Below are 18,180 nucleotides of genomic sequence, written 5' to 3' on the forward strand. Positions count from 1 at the left end.
AAAATGTTTAGAAATCAGTTACAAAAAATAGTATATAAAGCAGGGAAATCATACCAAATTGATCCAAAAATCCCCGAGCAACTAATTATTAGATCTTTCTATACAAGAGGAATAATGCTTATAAGAGGTCTTTTAAAGCTAAGAAAAAAGGTTTTTTTAGGAAAAAACGTAACCATTCTCAACAAATCAAATTTCATTTTAGGAAAAAATGTGACCATTGAGAGTTATACTATTTTAGATGGCTATGCCGCTCAAAAAATAATGCTGGGCGACAATGCAAAGATTGGTTCTTTTTCTAAATTACTCTCTACAAGTCATTTTTCTAAATTAGGTGTCGGATTAAAAATGGGCAACAACTCAGCCATTGGCGATTATACTCATTTTGGAGCACCAGGCGGAATTGAAATTGGCGATGATGTAATTATGGGTTCTTACATTTCTTTTCACTCTGAGAACCATAATTTTTTAGATACTACAAAATTAATACGAGAACAAGGCGTGACTTCCAAAGGAATAAAATTAGGTAACAATATTTGGGTGGGTGCAAAAGTTACTTTTTTAGATGGTTGTGTCGTAGGTAATAATTCCGTTGTAGCTGCCGGAGCTGTTGTAAATGGCGTTTATCCAGACAATTCAGTAATTGGCGGAGTTCCGGCCAAAGTGATTAAAACCATTAGCCAATGAAAATCACAATCCCAAACAATTGGTTTTATCAGCTGTTATTCGCACTGTGTATTGGGGTAACCTATTTAGATAATTTTGAATTAACATTTGGCGTCTGGTCTTTGTCTTTTTTGTTTTCAATTTCAAGAAGCTACTCCGTTTCATTGCTCAAATTATTAATTCCCTACATTTTAATTTTAGTAATTGCTTTTGTTGTAACGTGGAATTATAATTACGAAAATTATTTTATATTTAGAGATATAACCTATTTATCAAAACCTATTCTTGGTTTTTTATTAGGTTATCAATTATGTAAAAAAAACCTAAAAAATGCCTTTGATTTAATCATCAATACTGGTTTTTTTATTGCAATTTGCCATGTCATCATCATTATTTTCGCAATTGTGGTTTATAAAGCCAGAACGGTTGCCGATTTACGTTTTCATTCAGGCTACTTTAGTGATTATGAGATTTATACGTTTGTAATTCTTTTATTTCACAAACAATTTGAATTAAATTATTCTAAAAAGAAACTGTGGATTTTTACAATAGTCATTGGTTTTTCTGCTTTTATGTATTTGGCTAGAACAAATTTTATTCAGTTCTTAATTTTATTTTTAGCCATAAAAGGGTTTTTAGTTTTTAATAAAAAATCGGTTCTGATTTTAGGGAGTATTATTCTTTTATCAGCAATTAGTTATACCTACATATATTATTCAAATCCAAGAAGAAGTGCCGAAGGATTGGAAGGGTTTTTATATAAAATAAAAGTCGCTCCTATGGAGGCTTTCAAAACAAAAATAAACCGTGAAGACTGGAAGGAATTTAATGACAACTACCGGTCTTACGAAAACATTATGACCATAAGACAAGTTACTGGCGAAGGAACCGAGGCAATTATTTTTGGTAAAGGGCTAGGGTCAAAAGTGGATTTAAAACAGGAAGTTTACTTGGGAGATATGAAACTCCGTTTTATTTCTATTTTACACAATGGTTTCATGATTGTTTTTCTGAAATCTGGCCTTTTGGGCTTGCTAATATATTCATTTACAATTATCTATTTTTTTAGAAAAGTAGAGAGCGATGTAAATATTGTTAATCAGATAAACCTCCTTTTTCTAGGAACGGGAGTATTCTTATTTGTTTCAAATTGGGTTTTTCTAGGGTTTTATAACCTCACCGAATCCAAATCAATTCTTATCGGTTTTTTAATTGCCAATAGACAAAAACTTTTAAACTAATGAAAAGCATACTTTTTATACATCAATCGGCTGAATTATATGGTTCAGATAAAACAATTTTAATGTTTATTTCAAGTTTAGATAAACAAAAATACAAGTCAATTGTTGTGCTTCCATTTGACGGTCCATTAAGGAAAGAATTTGAAAAAAATGGAATTGAAGTCGTTATTGCACCCGTTTTAAAGCTCTATCGAAAAATGTTTACACCCAAAAACATCGTAAAATTTTTTAACGAGTACAAACAAGGATTAAAAAAACTAGAGGAGTTGCACAAAATATACCAGTTTGATATTGTCTATTCACATACGTTAGCCTCATTAATCGGAATTGTTTTTGCCAGAAAAAATAAAATAAAACACCTTTGGCATGTACAAGAAATAATTGCAAAACCAAAACTGTTCAACAAAGGTTTTGTTCAGCTTTTAAATATGAAAGCTAATACTGTAGCAGTGTATGATTCTAAAACAACCATGGATTTTTGGATTAATGGAAATAAAAAATTAGCACAAAAGTCGGAATTTGTTTGCAATGGATTAGACGTAAAACAAAAACCGGAACCCAATCTTGCGGACATCGAAAGCATAAGAAATCATTTTTTTCATGTTGATAAAAATGAATTGGTTATTGCTTTGGTCGGGCGAATTAACAGCTGGAAAGGGCAACAATTATTGTTAGAAGCTTTTAATAAAATAGCAACAAAATATAATAATATTAAATTAGTTTACATCGGATCTGCACCTCCAAACCAAGAATTTTTTGAAACAAATTTAAAAGATAAGATTCAAAAATATAACCTCACAGAAAAAGTTATAATTATTCCTTTCCAGGAAAATATTTGGCGTTTTTGGGACGCTATCGATATTGCAGTAGTTCCATCTACAGAACCAGAACCATTTGGAATGGTGGCCATAGAAGCAATGCTATCAAAAAAACCGGTTATTGCAGCAAATCATGGCGGCTTAACAGAAACAGTTCTTCATGAACACAATGGATTATTGTTTACACCAAATAGCTCAGATGAATTGGCAAATTGTTTGGAAGAACTTATAAATCATGAAGAAAAGAGAAAATTATATGGAGAAAATGGTTACCAAAGAACTATAAATCATTTTTCATTAGAAAAACATGTTGAAAAATTTGAATCAATTTTCAATAAAATGTAGACACGTCTTTTAAAATCCCTATTTTTGGCACTTTGAAAAACAAGATTAATGAAAATAGCCATACTCGGCACCCGAGGCATACCCAACTACTACGGAGGATTTGAACAATTTGCTGAATTTTTTTCAGTTTATCTCGTTCAAAAAGGGCATGAGGTATATTGCTACAATTCACACAACCATAAATTTCAAGAAAAAACCTTTCAAGGTGTAAACATTATTCATCAACACGATCCTGAGTATAAGTATGGCACGTTCGGCCAGTTTATTTATGATTACAATTGCATCATTGATTCCCGAAAAAGAGATTTTGATATTATTTTACAATTAGGCTATACAAGCAATTCGATTTGGTTTTTTCTTCTTCCCCAAAAACCAATCATCATAACCAACATGGATGGCATAGAGTGGAAACGTTCCAAATACAGCCGCCCAGTTCAACAATTTCTTCGTTTTGCAGAGCGATTAGCAGCTATCAGTAGCGATTATTTGGTTTCAGATTCATTAGGAATCCAAACTTTTTTGAAAAAAAGATATAAAAAAGATTCCACTTATATTGCTTATGGAGCCCATCCTTTTACCAATCCAAATGAAACTATCTTAGAACAATATCAAGTTGAAAAAGAAAACTTCAATATGATTATGGCTCGGTTTGAACCTGAAAACAACCTTGAAATGGTGTTAGATGGTGTGGTGAAAAGTAATGATTCAACGCCAATTTTAGTGATAGGAAATCACACTACTAAATATGGAGAATACTTAAAAAATAAGTACAAAAACCATAATGCGATTCGATTTATGGGAGCCATTTATAACTTGGAACACCTCAATAATCTGCGTTATTTCTCAAAACTTTATTTTCATGGCCATTCCGTGGGCGGAACCAATCCATCTTTACTTGAGGCAATGGCGTCCAAAGCATTAATTTTAGCTCATAATAACAATTTTAACAAAGGAATAATTAAACAAAACGGTTATTATTTTGCAAATCCGGAGGAGGTAAAAAATTTGCTCCTCACTATCAAAAAAAATGATAACTTGCAATTTATTCAAAACAACTTTGAAGCCATTGTTAATGAATTTAATTGGGATAAAATAAATGGAGAATACCTTAGTCTTTTTGAGCAATGTATGGCAAGATCTAAAACAGGAAAATAAACAACATTTTCTATTCCTTCCTTTTTTGCTTTTACTTTGTACCATTCCAATGTCATACGGAGTAAACAATGTTTTACTAGGCGTTTTTCTACTCTCGGTATTGCTTAAAATCAAAGAAATTAAGTTAAATTTTCAGTACTCAATTTTTCCGTTAATTGCTCTTTTTTTATTGATGGGAACCTCCTATTTTTGGAGTATTGATACGAAAGCTACGCTTAAAGCTATTCCTAAAGAAATTGGTTTATTACTCATTCCTCTTTGTTTTATGTTTATCAAGCCGTTCTCAATAGAGCAAAAGCAAAAAATTATAAAATATTATAGTTTTGCCATGGTGGTTTATGTGGCTTTTTACTTAATCAAAGCTATTGTGAGATTTTTATTGTCAGGTGATACAAATGTGCTTTTTTACCATGAATTAGTAACAAAAGAAGTAAATGCCATTCATGTCTCGGTGTATATTTCCATCGCCTTTTTCTACTTTTTCACAAAAGAAGTTAAATCTAGATTAGAAACAAGTATTGCTTTTTTGCTTTTTGTATTTGTCTTTCTTTTGTCTTCCAAAAACATCATTATTGTTTTTATTCTTTTAGTTTTAATTGAATTTTTCTTTTTTTCAAAAAGCGGTCATAAAATGAGACTAAGGAATTTAATCGTTCTTGGATTAATTGTTAGCTCGTTTTTATTTGTGGGAAAAATAAAAGATAGATTTAAAGCAGAATTTCAGTCTAATACTGAAAAAAGCATTAGTCACACCGTATTAGATATAGATAAGAGCTTAGAAGGAGTACATGTGTTAAGTATTAATGAAGCTTGGACCAATGAAAAATTCACTCCAAACGACTTTTTCCCGGGAACAGCTTTCAGAGTATATCAAGCGAGAATGTTTTTTGAACTTTTTCAAGAAGAGAATGTTTTTTGGACAGGTTATGGTCTAAATGCATCCTATAAAAAACTAGAAGAAAAAGCAATCAAATATGATGTTTTTAGAGGAAATGAAAGTCAAGAAGGCTATCAAAACAAAAACTTTCACAACCAATATATCCAAAACTTTGCTGAGCTTGGTTTCTTTGGTTTTTTAATTTTGATAACATTAATTGCTTTAAACTTAAAAAATGCAACAAAAAGCAAAGATTTTATTCAAATTGCTTTCGCAGTTCTAATGATAAGTTTATTTTTGACAGAATCTTTTTTGTGGAGACAACGAGGCGTGATGTTTTTCACATTGTTCTATTGTTTGTTTAATGCAAAAGAGTATTTGCCCCTAAAAAAATTATAATATGAAAAGAATACTTATAACTGGAGCGGCCGGATTTTTAGGCTCGCATCTTTGTGACCGATTTATGGCGGAAGGCTATTATGTGATCGGAATGGATAATTTAATTACCGGTGATTTAAAAAATATCCAACATTTATTTAAAGAGAAAAATTTTGAATTCTATCACCATGATGTAACCAAGTTTGTTTTTGTACCCGGAAAGTTAGACTATATTCTTCATTTTGCCTCGCCTGCAAGTCCGATTGATTATTTAAAAATTCCTATTCAAACCCTAAAAGTAGGTTCATTAGGAACGCACAATCTGCTTGGTTTAGCTCGTGTGAAAAGAGCGAGAATTCTTATTGCTTCTACCTCAGAAGTTTATGGTGATCCACTAATACATCCTCAAACAGAAGAATATTACGGAAACGTAAACACCATCGGACCGCGTGGCGTTTATGACGAGGCAAAACGATTTCAAGAATCAATCACCATGGCCTACCACACTTTTCATGGTTTAGAAACCAGAATTGTTAGAATTTTTAACACCTACGGCCCTCGAATGCGATTAAATGATGGTCGCGTAATTCCTGCCTTTATTGGCCAAGCTCTTCGTGGTGAAGATTTAACTATTTTTGGCGACGGAATGCAAACGCGTTCTTTTTGTTATGTTGACGATCAAGTAGAAGGAATTTACAGATTGCTTTTATCAGACTACAATTTACCTGTAAATATTGGAAATCCGGACGAAATCACTATCAAAGATTTTGCCGAAGAAATAATTAAATTAACCGGAACAAAGCAAAAAGTAGTTTATCATCCTTTACCAATTAACGACCCGTTGCAAAGGCAACCTGATATTACGAAGGCAATAGAAATACTAGGCTGGGAGCCAAAAGTTTCACGTTCTGAAGGTATGAAAATCACGTATGATTATTTTAAAACCCTTTCAACTGATGAATTACTAAAAGAAGAACATAAAGACTTCTCCGGATTCATTCATTAAAGATGGTAGCAGCTCAAAAAGGAAGATATTCAAAATACATCAGACCGATAAGTGTTCTATTGGACTTGTCGGTATTGGTTTTTTTATCTGTGCTTTTTTTTGATGAATTCCGTGTAGATTTTTTTCTTTTTGAACCGTATTTAGTCATTTCTTGGTTATTTATTTCTTTTTTTGTTGGCTTTTACGAAGTATATCGTTTCACAACACCAGTTGAAATACTATCCAAAATCCTCAAACAATTTGTTGTTTTTTGTTTGGTCGTTATTGCCTATTTTCCTTTTGCAAAAGACTCAATCTTTAGCGGTAAAGCCATTGCTTTCTTTATGAGCATTAGCTTTGTTCTCGTTGTATTAATTAAATATTTACTTTTCTATTACCTAAAAAAGTATAGAATTATAACAGGAAGCAACTATCGAAACGCTATTATTATTGGTTATACGCAAGAATCCAAAAACTTAAAAGAACTTTTTGAAAAGAGAAATGATTACGGCTATCGTTTCTTTGGTTATTTTTCGGATAAAAAGTCAAATGAACAGATCAAGGGAAAGGTCGTTGATATCAAAAAGTATGTTATTGAAAATAAAATTGATGAAATTTATTGTTCACTTGATGAAATATCCAATGAACAATTAAAAGATTTGGTTGAATTTGCTGATGAAAACAATAAAACCATCAAGTTTATTCCGGACACCAAACAGATTTTTTCTAAAAATTTGAAAATTGATTATTACGAAATGTTTCCTGTTCTTTCCTTACAAAGAACCCTTTTGCACGAACCAACTACCAAAGCTTTTAAAAGAGCTTTTGATATTACATTTTCGCTTTTTGTGATTATTTTTTTGTTATCATGGTTAATGCCAATTCTGGCCATTTTGATAAAATTAGAATCAAAAGGTCCGGTTTTCTTTAAACAAGGAAGACCTGGTTTAGAAGAGGAAGAGTTTTTCTGTTATAAATTTCGATCGATGCAAATTAATCATACCACGGAAAAGGAGGCCTCTAAAAACGATCCCAGAGTCACCAAAATTGGACGTTTTCTGAGAAAAACAAGTTTAGATGAAATGCCTCAGTTTTTCAACGTTTTAGTGGGAGATATGTCAGTTGTTGGTCCAAGACCTCACCTTTGGTCTCAAAACAAAGCGTACGGCAATAAAGTAAAAAAATACATGGTTCGTCATTACGTAAAACCGGGAATCACAGGCTTAGCTCAAGTAAAAGGTTTTAGAGGCGAAATTGAGACCGATGAAGACATGATTAACCGCATTAAATTTGATGTTTTTTATATTGAAAACTGGTCTTTTGTTTTAGATGTAAAAATTATTATTCAAACAGTAGTTAATATTTTTAAAGGGGAAGAAAAAGCGTACTAAAAAACATCTTTTGAAAGTAAATCAGTTATCTGTTTATCTAAATTAAATGAAGTTTTGGATTGATGATATAGTTTTGATTTCAATTGATTTAAATCATTTTTTTGAATGCTAGAAATTTGTTGAATTTCTTTATTCAAAGTTACATAATCACCAACAGGAGCAATCCAGCCCATATTATTCCCATTTACAATATCTTCGCCTTCTCCACCACCAAAATATAACACGGGAAAACCTAACGAACCATATTCAAAAATTTTCGAAGGAACAGATCCATAGATTCTGGTTTTCAAAGGAACCAATGCAATGTCAAATGTTTTAAGTTTATCTAATAATTGATTTCTTTCCATCATACCATGAAAAATGATTTTCTTTTCCGGATGGTTTCGCATAAAATCTTCAATTTGTTTTTTTTCTGCTCCATCTCCAAAAATGTGAAATTCAATAGATAAATCTTTCAAATTTATGTGTTTACATAATTCAAAAACACCCTGAGCCACGCCTAAAAGTCCGGCATAAAAAAGTTTAATTGGTTCATCTAAAGTTGTCGTTAAATTGAATTCAGTGGTTTTATGATCCGGAAAGTTTCGATATAAAAAACAACTTTTAGCGGGAACAATTGTCTTTACATGAGTAATAATTTCGTTTGATTGACCTAAAATCAAGGTTGATTTTCTATATATATAGCGTTCTAAAAAACATAAAACTTCATGTGACAACGAATTTGGTTTCATTACACCCAATTCGACCGCCGCTAAAGGCCATAAGTCAGAAACATTGAGAATGATTTTTTTTGATTTGAATGAAAGTGTAAAGACAGAAATAAATGATAATAATAACGGAGGCGATTGAACAATTACTTTCTTTGGTGTTTTTTTAAACATTAAAAAGAAAAAAAGACTAATAGAAAAAGATAAGATAGAGAAAACGCGAATAATAAAATTTTTACTATTACTCGGATAAATCCACAATCTTTTTACCGTAATTTCTTGAAGCATTTCGGTCACTGAAAATTTTCCTTTGTATTCCGGAAAAAGCTCTCCTTTTGGATAATTACCTAACGGACAAACTACTGTAACTTTATACTTATTTTGATTTAATTTTAAAGCCATCTGCTCAATTCGATTAGCAGCAGCCCCTTTTTCAGGCGGATAATAATTGGATACAATTAGGATTTCTTCCATTACTTTTTCAACAGAATTTCAACAATGCGTTCAGAGGCTTTTCCATCCCACAATTCAGGAATTCCCGATTCTTTTTGACCATTTTTCAAAAAATAAGCAAATACTTTTCGTAGCTTTTCGATTGATGTTCCCACCAAAGTGTTTGTTCCAATTAATTGTGTTTCAGGTCTTTCAGTGTTATTCCGCATTGTAAAACAGGGGATTTTCAAAACCGTTGTTTCTTCAGAAATTCCACCACTGTCTGTAATTACAGCAAAACTATTTTTAATCAAAAACATAAAATTCAAATAGCCTTGAGGTTCTACAAATAGCGTGTTTTTTAGATTCAATTCATATTCGCCCAAAATTCCTTTTGTTCTAGGATGAATAGGAAAAATGATTTTTTTGTCTTCAACCATTTCATCAATTCCTTTTAACAAGTCAATTAACGACTCTGCTTCATCTACATTAGAAGGTCGATGAAGCGTAAGAACCACATAATTGTTTTGTTCCAGTTGATATTTATTCCAAAACGAAGGAGCAGAAATTCGGTTGAGATTTTGATACAGCGTGTCAATCATTACATTTCCAACAAAATGGATGTTTGCAGGATTGGCACCGTACATTTTTAAATTTTGTGAAGCGGTCTTTGAGGTTGTAAAAAAATAGTCGGTAATGCTATCTGTAACTATTCTATTAATTTCTTCCGGCATCGTCATATCACCGGAACGAATTCCTGCTTCAACATGAGCAACTTTGATGTTCATTTTTTTGGCTACAATCGCACAAGCCATGGTTGAATTTACATCGCCAACCACCAAAACTAAGTCACACGGATTGTGAATTAATTCCTGCTCAAAAGCAACCATTATCGCCGCAGTTTGAACTGCTTGCGAACCGCTTTTAACATCCAAATTGCAATCAGGTTTAGGAATATTCAATTCTTCAAAAAAAGTATCGCTTAAGTTTTTATCATAATGCTGCCCAGTGTGCACCAACCGATAGGAACTATTTTTCCCTTCCGTTTTATTCTTCTCAATTGCTTTGATAATGGGAGCAATTTTGATGAAATTAGGTCTAGCACCGGCTATGATTGTAATTTTCATTTTAAAGAATTTGATTTAATTTTAGATTCTATAATTTGTGGTTTGCCAGAAGGTGTTGGTTTGATTTCATCAACTTCTATAAATTCGATGGTTAATGTATTGTCACTCAACAAATCTATTTTTTCTTTAATTTCAGATAATACGTTAATTTTAAATGTAAAGAAAGCATCAATAATGTATTCAAATATAATTTTGTCAATCGATTCCTGAACAATTCTAAACTGTTTAATTTCTGGATAAAATTCTACAATTCCAGTAAAACTATGTACAATGAGTGTTTTGTTATTTGGCGTAATAACTACATCTGTTTCACGACCGATTATTTTTTCTAGAATTGGGTATTGAAATTTTCTGTCCTTAGGATATTTTTCTTTTGGGAGTTTAATAGCTAAATCACCTAGTTTGTAGCGTATCAAGGGCATTGAATAGGAGGTCAATGAAGTTACTAAAACATTTCCAATTTCTCCATCCGACACGGGATTCTCATCATCATCAACAATCTCGATTTCCACATTTGGAGACATGATATAATAAAAATCTAGATCATTTGTGCAGGCCATCAATAAACCTTCTGCACAACCGTAAGTGTCAATAATTTTAGGATTTATAAAAGCGTCATTAAAGTTTTTTCTAAAATGTGGAAATAATTTATCTCCTAAAGAAATTACTCCTTTTATCCTGTAATTTAGATTATATTTGATTAAAACTTTTGCAAATTCATTAATGGCAGAAGGATAGCCAATAATATACTCAATTTTCTTTTCCTTCAAAACGGTAGCCGTTTCAATTAATTTATTTTCATTTAATGTAAAACTATTGAGGTAATGAACGCTGTAAAAAAGATCTTTTAAATTCTTAGGAAAAACCCTTTTTGGAGATATTCCAAACTGTAAAATAGGATCTCCTATTCTATAACCAGACCACATATACCAATGACTGTGAATTCCCTGAAGATAAAATTTATATTTCTTATCAGTGTATGAATACGACTGAATACCACTACTACCACTACTGAAATTTTTTTGTAAATTATTCAAAGAAAACAACTCTGAAACTAAACTTTCTTTTTGTTCCCGAAGTTTTTCTTTAGTTAAAACAGGGAAGTCAGCTAGCGATAAGGGGAATTTATATTCTTTTGAATTAAAATAGTTTTTATAAAAAGGAACTGTCTTTACAGCATGGGAAAGAAGTTTATTTAAATTTTCTTTTTGAATTTTATCAAGTTCATGGCTTGACATTTTATCATAATTATTCCATTCCTCTAATGATTTTAGATAATTAGCACCTAGTAATTTATCTCCTAAGTTTACAACTGTTTTTACAAAAAAGTTTTTAAACAAAATCATTTTAACACGTTTATGTTTTCCGATGAAAAATTATTTTCAAAAATAACAAAACCATTAACCGAAAACGACAATTGGACACTTTTTTTGCAACAATACATCTACTTCTCTTTAAAACAAGTTATTTTTGCACAACGAAATCTGAATTTATTCAGCTTAAAGACTAACACAACATGACAATTTTACTCCTTGGTTCTGGCGGTCGCGAACATGCGTTGGCCTGGAAAATGCTTCAAAGTTCGCACTGTTCCAAACTTTTCGTGGCTCCCGGAAATGCGGGAACAGCTTCAATTGCAACAAATATTTCAATGCAACCAACCGATTTTGAATCGATTAAAAAGTTTGTAATTGAAGAAAATGTTCAAATGGTTGTCGTTGGACCCGAAGATCCATTAGTAGCCGGAATTTTCGATTTTTTAAAAAATGATAACGATTTAAAATCAATTCCGGTAATTGGGCCATCAAAAGAAGGAGCAAAATTGGAAGGAAGTAAAGAATATGCCAAAGAATTTTTGACCAAACATAAAATTCCGACGGCGGCCTATGATAGTTTTACGGTTTCAACCGTTGAAAAAGGATGTAAATTTTTAGAAACTTTAGCACCGCCTTACGTTTTAAAAGCAGATGGTTTAGCGGCCGGTAAAGGCGTGGTGATTTTAAACGATTTAGCCGAAGCAAAAACCGAATTGCGAAACATGCTTGTGCATCAAAAATTTGGGAATGCCAGTTCAAAAGTGGTTATCGAAGAATTTTTAGACGGAATTGAATTAAGTTGCTTCGTTTTAACCGATGGGAAAAACTATAAAATTCTTCCCACAGCCAAAGATTATAAACGAATTGGCGAAGGCGATACCGGCTTGAATACCGGCGGAATGGGAGCTGTATCACCCGTTCCTTTTGTTGATGCTGTGTTGATGGAAAAAATAGAAGCACGCATCGTTAAACCCACCATCGAAGGTCTTCAAAAAGACGGAATCGAATACAAAGGTTTTGTTTTTATCGGTTTAATCAATGTGAAAGGCGAACCAATGGTGATTGAATACAATGTTCGAATGGGTGATCCCGAAACCGAAGTAGTCATGCCAAGAATAAAATCAGACTTAGTTGAATTGTTTTTGGCCGTAGCCAATGAAAAATTAGACGAAGTTTCACTTGAAATCGATTCCAGAAGTGCTACAACAATCATGATCGTTTCAGGCGGTTATCCGGAAGATTTCGAAAAAGGTAAAACTATTACCGGAATTGAAAATGTGCAAGATTCCATCGTTTTTCATGCCGGAACAAAACTTGAAAACGGGAACATCGTTTCAAATGGCGGCCGCGTTCTTGCCGTAACGTCCTATGGAAATGATTTTAATGAAGCTATAAAAAAATCTTACCAAAGTATAGAAAGACTACATTTTGATAAGATGTATTATAGAAAAGATATCGGATTTGATCTTTAAAAAAATAAGAATTTGCAAATCTTAACTCCTATTTAAAAAAAGAATGAGCCGTTGTATCTTGGTTTTCTTCGTTGTTTGCTTTGTGTAATTTTAATTGTTTTATCCAATATACGATGGCTGCAGAACAAATAATCATAAACAAAAAGTTGATTGTGTTTGCACCAAACCAACTAGATAATTCTAATCCTCTCAAAGCGTCAAATGGAGCGAAAAGTAAATCAACAAACAAATATTGTATTCCTTCGAAAAATGCTTTCATGGTATAAAGTATTATATTTACAACCACAAAAGTATAAAATATCCTTATGATTGCAAGCATTTTTAGTAAATCAAGACCATTTAATTATGTTTTAGTTACTTTTTTATTAGTTTTGAGTTATTCTCTCTTTCAAATTCACACTTCCAGCGCTTCTACTTCTATGTTTGAAGGGGCTCAAAAGGTTGTAATTTTAGTACTTTTAGTTGCGTCACTTTTTGTCACAAATTTTATCACAAAACGAAACGGATTAAGTAAAGACAACAGTTTTTCGGTACTTTTTTTTGTTTCTTTTTTATTATTTATTCCTTCAGCGTTTGATAATTTTAAATTGATACTATCCTCTTTTTTCATTTTATTGGCCATGCGAAGATTAATTTCGATGAAATCATTGCTCACGCCAAAAGAAAAAATATTTGATGCTTCGTTATGGATTTTCATTGCCGCATTATTTCATTTTTGGAGTATTTTATTCATTTTTATCGTTTTTGTTTCCATCATCTTTCACGTTTCCGGGGATTATCGAAATTGGGTGCTACCTTTTATCGCTTTTTTTACGGTGGGAATTCTTTTTATATTTTTTTCGTTATTAATTGATAAAGAATGGCTAAATGTGGTGTGGAACCAAACCGGAACCGATTTTAAATTTTACTATTTAGAAAAATCAGCAAGTAATGCAGCACTGGTTTTGTTTGCACTTTTTTCTGTAGTTTTTCTAATTTCAATGATTTTCACGTTATCAAAACGACCAATAATCATGTTGGCATCGTATAAAAAAGTGATTTTTATTTTTTTAATAAGTGTGCTGATTTACATCATTTCTCCTGAAAAGTCTAATGCTTTGCTCCTTTTTGGATTAATGCCACTTTCCATTTTGGCAACAGGTTTTGTAGAAATGAGTAGGGATACTGTTTTAAAAGAAATTATAACCGCATCTGTTCTGGCCTGCGGGATTTTACTTTTTATCTTTCAGCTATAATTTTACACCGTAAGCCAAATCGCCTGCGTCACCCAAACCGGGAACAATGTAGTTTTTGTCGTTTAATTTTTCATCCAAAGCGGCAACCCACAAGTGGCAATTGGCAGGAAGATTTTTTTCTAAATAAGCAATACCTTCCGGAGTAGCAATGACCACAGCAATATGAATTTCTTTTGGTTTTTGTTCCAAATGTAATTTATTCAAAACAGCCACAATCGATTGACCCGTGGCTAACATCGGATCAATTAAAATCAAGGTTTTGTTTTCAAAGGAAGGAGCCGCTTGGTATTCGACCAAAATATCAAAATAATCATCATTGTTCGGATGATGACGATAAGCCGATACAAATCCGTTTTCGGCATTGTCAAAAATGTTCATAAAGCCTGTATGCAAAGCTAAACCTGCTCTCAAAATGGAACACAAAACCACATGATCTTCTAACTCGGTAGTGTTTTTAATACCAAGAGGCGTTTGCACTGCAATAGGAACATAAGGAAGCGTTTTACTCAATTCATACGCCATGATTTCGCCTATTCGTTCAATGTTTTTTCGGAATCGCATGCTGTCTTTTTGCACAGAAACATCGCGAATTTGTGCCAAAAAATGATTGAGAATACTGTTTTGTTCCGAAATATAATGAAGATGCATAAACGTTTTAGTTTTGAATTAGTTTGATAAAGGTATAAAAAGTATATTTGTGTTTTAAAATTATATCGTATGTTTTCACAAGTAGCCTTTTCTGTTTTTGAACAAAGTATAGCCGATTATCACATTCATGATGATGTAAATCAGCCCGTTAGCAATCCGTATCCAAAGGATAAAATAGAACATTTATTATATGCAAAAAATTGGGTGGATACCGTGCAATGGCATTTTGAAGATATCATTCGCGACCCGCAAATTGATCCAGTAGCTGCTTTGGTTTTGAAAAGAAAAATCGATGCTTCCAATCAAGTTCGCACCGATATGGTGGAATATATCGATAGTTATTTTCTTCAAAAATACGGTCATGTTTCAGTAAAACCGGAAGCAAAAATCAACACAGAAAGTCCGGCTTGGGCAATTGACCGACTTTCAATTTTGGCTTTAAAAATTTATCACATGAGTGAAGAGGCTATTAGAATCCAAGCTTCCGCAGAACACAGAGCTAAATGTCAAGAAAAATTAAACATTTTATTGGAACAAAAAAGCGATATGTTTTCGTCGATCGATCAATTGTTGAAAGATATCGAAAGCGGTGATAAATTCATGAAAGTGTACAAACAAATGAAAATGTACAATGACGAAGAATTGAATCCGGTTTTGTACCAGAATAAGAAGTAAGTTATTTTTGAACCATTAAGGAATTAAGAAAAATTAAGCATTGTAACTTAATGAACCTTAATTTCTTAATGGTTTTTAATTTTTAAAAAATCATTCATTGTCTCCCAAACCACAACATATCCTCGTCATCCGTCTCTCAGCCATGGGCGATGTGGCGATGATTGTTCCGGTTTTAAGAGCGTTGATTCAACAGTACCCAAACCTAAAAATTACCGTTGTTTCCAGACCATTCTTTAAACCGTTTTTCGACGGAATTCCAAATGTCAATTTCTTTGCGGTTGATCTTCAAAAACGCCACAAAGGATTTTTCGGATTACTTCGATTATATTCCGATTTAAAAAAATTGGAAATTGATGCCGTCGCCGATTTACATAATGTTTTACGCTCAAAAGTTGTTCGAACCTTATTCGCTTTAAGTGGAAAAAAAGTAGCGTTTACAGACAAAGGAAGAGCAGAAAAGAAAGCCTTAACGAGTTTGACAAACAAAGTTTTTAAACCCGTAAAACCAATGGTGGAGCGACATGTAGAAACCTTTGAAAAACTTGGATTTTCAGTTGATTTAGCTAATCCTCAATTTCCAACTATAGCAATTTTGTCAAATGAAATTCTGAAAATAACCGGAAATAAAACTCAAAATTGGGTCGGAATTGCACCTTTTGCTCAATATCAGAGTAAAGTTTATCCTTTAGATTTAATGCAAAAAGTGATTGATGAATTGGCTAAAAACACTTCAATCAAAATTTTTCTTTTTGGTGGTGGAAACGAAGAAATTCAAAAATTAAATCAACTTCAAAACAATCATTCAAACGTAATCGTCTTAGCCGGAAAATTGAAATTTAATCAAGAATTAGAAGTAATTTCTAACTTAGATGTTATGCTTTCTATGGATTCCGGAAATTCGCATATTGCAGCAATGCTAGGCGTGAAAGTCATCACACTTTGGGGAGCTACACATCCGTTTGCCGGATTTTCACCTTTCAATCAACCGTTGGAAAATTGTATAACTGCTGATAGAGAGAAATATCCGCTTTTACCAACTTCCATCTATGGAAATAAAAAAGTGGATGGTTATGACGATGTGATGCGAAGCATATCGGTTGAAAGTATTGTAAAAAAAATTTATTTTATTTTAAACCATTAAGTAATTAAGGTTCATTAAGGTGTTGTAGTCTTAATGAACCTTAATTACTTAATGGTTTTTATTATAAATAGATCTTATTGTCTTTGCAAATCTCTAAAATATAGGTTTTTAGATTTGAAATCGCGTCGGCATAATTTGGAGCTTCATAACCAAATCGTTCGTGTTCCAGCTGTTCTTTTTCCATCGCATTACAACCTTTAATTACTTCGCGAATCATATCGAGCATTATTAATTCTTTGTTGTTGGTTTTTTCAAATTTGAAATCCACTAATTCATCTTCCAAACGGTCGCAATACTCCAAAAGCTCTTGCACTTCCGGTTCATCCAAAAGGTCTTGAGCTTTTTTAAATATTTCCAGTTTGTTTTTCATAATCAATTACAAAAATCAATAGCAATTTCAAAAGTCAAAATTTAAACCTTAACTCGCAACTCGCAACCTTTCAACTCGCAACCGTTAAACATCATCATAATCCACAAAAATTTCACTCGAAGTCGGATGAGCTTGGCAAGTTAAAATCAATCCTTCGGCAATTTCACCATCGGTTAAAATGGTATTTTTTTTCATTTCGGCAGTACCTTTAGAAATTCGAGCGATACAGCTGCTGCAAATTCCGCCTTGACAAGAATACGGAGCATCTAAACCTTGTTTTAACGCTGCTTCCAATAAGGTTTGCTTTTGCGACATTTCAAAAGAAGTTTCATCGCCATCTACCAAAACCGTGATTTTTGTGTGACCTTCTAATGATTTTTGTACTTGATTTTCAGTTGAAGAAGCAGTAAATAATTCAAATTTAATATCTTTTTCCTTAACATTGTTTTCTTTCAAAACATTACTCACAGTGTTAATCATTTCTTCCGGTCCGCATAGATAGAATTTATCAAATTCTTTTTCTTTATGCTTGTTTTTCAAGACAAAATTCACCGTTGATTTTTCAATTCTTCCAAATAATTGATCATCGGCTTTTTGCTGACTAAAAACATAATGAACAAAAAATCTGCCCACATATTTCAACTGCAAATCGTGCAATTGGTTGTAAAAAATCGTTTCATTACTCGATTTATTTCCATAAACCAGCACAAAAGAACTGTCTGGTTCTTTTTCTAAAACGGTTTGCAAAATCGACATTACCGGCGTAATTCCGCTTCCCGCCACAAAAGCAGCATAATTTTTCAATCGTTTAGGATCTGGTTCAAATGTGAATTTCCCTTCGGGAGTTCCAACTTCCAACACTTTTCCAACCGTTAATTGCTCATTCGCAAACTTAGAAAAGTATCCATTTTTGATTGATTTAATGGCAATTCGCAATTCACGACTTTCCGGTGTAGAACAAATAGAGTAAGCACGACGAATTTCATTTCCGTCTAAAGTGAGCTTTAAGTTGATGTATTGTCCGGCCACAAAACGATAGTTGGCTTGAAGTTCGGCCGGAACTTGAAATAGAACAGAAACGGCTTCCGGTGTTTCACGAGTGATTTCTTTGACCGCTAATTTATAGAAAGTTGACATGGATTAATTTTTTTACAAAGGTAATAAACCACAGTTTTTGAAAACAGCATATTTTTTAAAAATTTAT

General features: G+C 32.5%; 18 protein-coding genes. 11 read left to right on the forward strand and 7 right to left on the reverse strand.

The features are described 5' to 3' along the window. The first annotated feature begins 3 nt into the window (after window positions 1–3). The 7 genes from B0I10_RS03780 to B0I10_RS03810 are packed head-to-tail and all read left to right on the forward strand — an operon-like array spanning window position 4 to window position 7,853. Entirely contained in the window at window positions 4–684 is a 681-nt protein-coding gene (locus B0I10_RS03780) for an acyltransferase (RefSeq protein ID WP_112085163.1), read from the forward strand. After that, complete coding sequence (locus B0I10_RS03785) at window positions 681–1,904, forward strand: hypothetical protein (RefSeq protein WP_112085164.1); 1,224 nt, start codon at window positions 681–683, stop codon at window positions 1,902–1,904. Before B0I10_RS03780 ends, B0I10_RS03785 begins: the two co-directional genes overlap by 4 nt. Next, window positions 1,904–3,067 (forward strand): glycosyltransferase family 4 protein, encoded by a 1,164-nt coding sequence (locus B0I10_RS03790; RefSeq protein WP_112085165.1) that lies wholly within the window; start codon window positions 1,904–1,906, stop codon window positions 3,065–3,067. The genes B0I10_RS03785 and B0I10_RS03790 overlap by 1 nt, the downstream gene beginning before the upstream one ends. A gap of 48 nt (window positions 3,068–3,115) precedes the next feature. Next, window positions 3,116–4,222 (forward strand): DUF1972 domain-containing protein, encoded by a 1,107-nt coding sequence (locus tag B0I10_RS03795; RefSeq protein WP_112085166.1) that lies wholly within the window; start codon window positions 3,116–3,118, stop codon window positions 4,220–4,222. Next, window positions 4,164–5,498, forward strand: a complete 1,335-nt coding sequence (locus tag B0I10_RS03800) for an O-antigen ligase family protein (protein WP_112085167.1) — start codon at window positions 4,164–4,166, stop codon at window positions 5,496–5,498. Before B0I10_RS03795 ends, B0I10_RS03800 begins: the two co-directional genes overlap by 59 nt. A gap of 1 nt (window position 5,499) precedes the next feature. Beyond that, on the forward strand, window positions 5,500–6,483 hold the full coding sequence (locus tag B0I10_RS03805) for a UDP-glucuronic acid decarboxylase family protein (RefSeq protein ID WP_112085168.1): 984 nt from the start codon (window positions 5,500–5,502) through the stop codon (window positions 6,481–6,483). Between the two features lie 2 nt (window positions 6,484–6,485). Beyond that, window positions 6,486–7,853: an undecaprenyl-phosphate glucose phosphotransferase gene (locus B0I10_RS03810; RefSeq protein ID WP_112085169.1), complete on the forward strand. Its 1,368-nt coding sequence runs from the start codon at window positions 6,486–6,488 to the stop codon at window positions 7,851–7,853. Here B0I10_RS03810 and B0I10_RS03815 read toward each other — a convergent pair. From B0I10_RS03815 to B0I10_RS03825, 3 genes are read right to left on the reverse strand one after another with little or no spacing between them, the layout of a single operon-like run. Further along, window positions 7,850–9,034, reverse strand: coding sequence for a glycosyltransferase family 4 protein (locus B0I10_RS03815; RefSeq protein ID WP_112085170.1), 1,185 nt, complete (start codon window positions 9,032–9,034; stop codon window positions 7,850–7,852). The genes B0I10_RS03810 and B0I10_RS03815 overlap by 4 nt on opposite strands. Then, window positions 9,034–10,119, reverse strand: coding sequence for a non-hydrolyzing UDP-N-acetylglucosamine 2-epimerase (gene wecB, locus B0I10_RS03820; protein WP_112085171.1), 1,086 nt, complete (start codon window positions 10,117–10,119; stop codon window positions 9,034–9,036). The genes B0I10_RS03815 and wecB overlap by 1 nt, the downstream gene beginning before the upstream one ends. Beyond that, a complete protein-coding gene (locus tag B0I10_RS03825; protein ID WP_181456883.1) occupies window positions 10,116–11,459 on the reverse strand; it encodes an AMP-binding protein in 1,344 nt (447 codons plus the stop codon). The genes wecB and B0I10_RS03825 overlap by 4 nt, the downstream gene beginning before the upstream one ends. Window positions 11,460–11,635: 176 nt before the next feature. Between B0I10_RS03825 and purD the strand changes: the two genes are divergently transcribed. Then, complete coding sequence (gene purD / locus B0I10_RS03830; RefSeq protein ID WP_112085173.1) at window positions 11,636–12,907, forward strand: phosphoribosylamine--glycine ligase; 1,272 nt, start codon at window positions 11,636–11,638, stop codon at window positions 12,905–12,907. Between the two features lie 28 nt (window positions 12,908–12,935). On the opposite strand, the gene B0I10_RS03835 is transcribed toward purD, so the two are convergent. After that, entirely contained in the window at window positions 12,936–13,166 is a 231-nt protein-coding gene (locus B0I10_RS03835; protein WP_112085174.1) for a DUF6341 family protein, read from the reverse strand. A gap of 46 nt (window positions 13,167–13,212) precedes the next feature. Between B0I10_RS03835 and B0I10_RS03840 the strand changes: the two genes are divergently transcribed. Then, window positions 13,213–14,142, forward strand: a complete 930-nt coding sequence (locus B0I10_RS03840) for a hypothetical protein (RefSeq protein ID WP_112085175.1) — start codon at window positions 13,213–13,215, stop codon at window positions 14,140–14,142. Here the strand turns inward: B0I10_RS03840 and upp are convergent. Next, entirely contained in the window at window positions 14,137–14,790 is a 654-nt protein-coding gene (upp, locus tag B0I10_RS03845; RefSeq protein WP_112085176.1) for a uracil phosphoribosyltransferase, read from the reverse strand. The genes B0I10_RS03840 and upp overlap by 6 nt on opposite strands. Before the next feature lie 69 nt (window positions 14,791–14,859). Here upp and B0I10_RS03850 point away from each other — a divergent pair, with 69 nt between their 5' ends. Then, the gene (locus B0I10_RS03850; RefSeq protein WP_112085177.1) at window positions 14,860–15,465 is read left to right on the forward strand and encodes a DUF4254 domain-containing protein; all 606 of its coding nucleotides are present in this window, start codon (window positions 14,860–14,862) and stop codon (window positions 15,463–15,465) included. Between the two features lie 142 nt (window positions 15,466–15,607). Continuing rightward, complete coding sequence (locus tag B0I10_RS03855; protein WP_112085178.1) at window positions 15,608–16,606, forward strand: glycosyltransferase family 9 protein; 999 nt, start codon at window positions 15,608–15,610, stop codon at window positions 16,604–16,606. A 61-nt stretch (window positions 16,607–16,667) separates the two neighbouring features. On the opposite strand, the gene B0I10_RS03860 is transcribed toward B0I10_RS03855, so the two are convergent. Together B0I10_RS03860 and B0I10_RS03865 are read right to left on the reverse strand one after the other, a co-directional pair. Then, window positions 16,668–16,976, reverse strand: coding sequence for a hypothetical protein (locus B0I10_RS03860; protein WP_112085179.1), 309 nt, complete (start codon window positions 16,974–16,976; stop codon window positions 16,668–16,670). A gap of 84 nt (window positions 16,977–17,060) precedes the next feature. After that, the gene (locus B0I10_RS03865) at window positions 17,061–18,113 is read right to left on the reverse strand and encodes a ferredoxin--NADP reductase (RefSeq protein ID WP_112085180.1); all 1,053 of its coding nucleotides are present in this window, start codon (window positions 18,111–18,113) and stop codon (window positions 17,061–17,063) included. Window positions 18,114–18,180: the final 67 nt, after the last annotated feature.

The sequence above is a fragment of the Flavobacterium lacus genome, assembly GCF_003268815.1.
Lineage (GTDB): Bacteria > Bacteroidota > Bacteroidia > Flavobacteriales > Flavobacteriaceae > Flavobacterium > Flavobacterium lacus.

Coding starts and splice junctions, on each gene's coding strand:
- B0I10_RS03860 (WP_112085179.1), bottom strand. CDS start 16,976: ATGAAAAACAAACTGGAAATATTTAAAAAAGCTCAAGACCTTTTGGAT.
- B0I10_RS03800 (WP_112085167.1), top strand. CDS start 4,164: ATGGAGAATACCTTAGTCTTTTTGAGCAATGTATGGCAAGATCTAAAA.
- B0I10_RS03785 (WP_112085164.1), top strand. CDS start 681: ATGAAAATCACAATCCCAAACAATTGGTTTTATCAGCTGTTATTCGCA.
- B0I10_RS03855 (WP_112085178.1), top strand. CDS start 15,608: ATGGGCGATGTGGCGATGATTGTTCCGGTTTTAAGAGCGTTGATTCAA.
- B0I10_RS03840 (WP_112085175.1), top strand. CDS start 13,213: ATGATTGCAAGCATTTTTAGTAAATCAAGACCATTTAATTATGTTTTA.
- B0I10_RS03815 (WP_112085170.1), bottom strand. CDS start 9,034: ATGGAAGAAATCCTAATTGTATCCAATTATTATCCGCCTGAAAAAGGG.
- B0I10_RS03790 (WP_112085165.1), top strand. CDS start 1,904: ATGAAAAGCATACTTTTTATACATCAATCGGCTGAATTATATGGTTCA.
- B0I10_RS03835 (WP_112085174.1), bottom strand. CDS start 13,166: ATGAAAGCATTTTTCGAAGGAATACAATATTTGTTTGTTGATTTACTT.
- B0I10_RS03780 (WP_112085163.1), top strand. CDS start 4: ATGTTTAGAAATCAGTTACAAAAAATAGTATATAAAGCAGGGAAATCA.
- purD (WP_112085173.1), top strand. CDS start 11,636: ATGACAATTTTACTCCTTGGTTCTGGCGGTCGCGAACATGCGTTGGCC.
- upp (WP_112085176.1), bottom strand. CDS start 14,790: ATGCATCTTCATTATATTTCGGAACAAAACAGTATTCTCAATCATTTT.
- wecB (WP_112085171.1), bottom strand. CDS start 10,119: ATGAAAATTACAATCATAGCCGGTGCTAGACCTAATTTCATCAAAATT.
- B0I10_RS03805 (WP_112085168.1), top strand. CDS start 5,500: ATGAAAAGAATACTTATAACTGGAGCGGCCGGATTTTTAGGCTCGCAT.
- B0I10_RS03850 (WP_112085177.1), top strand. CDS start 14,860: ATGTTTTCACAAGTAGCCTTTTCTGTTTTTGAACAAAGTATAGCCGAT.
- B0I10_RS03795 (WP_112085166.1), top strand. CDS start 3,116: ATGAAAATAGCCATACTCGGCACCCGAGGCATACCCAACTACTACGGA.
- B0I10_RS03810 (WP_112085169.1), top strand. CDS start 6,486: ATGGTAGCAGCTCAAAAAGGAAGATATTCAAAATACATCAGACCGATA.
- B0I10_RS03865 (WP_112085180.1), bottom strand. CDS start 18,113: ATGTCAACTTTCTATAAATTAGCGGTCAAAGAAATCACTCGTGAAACA.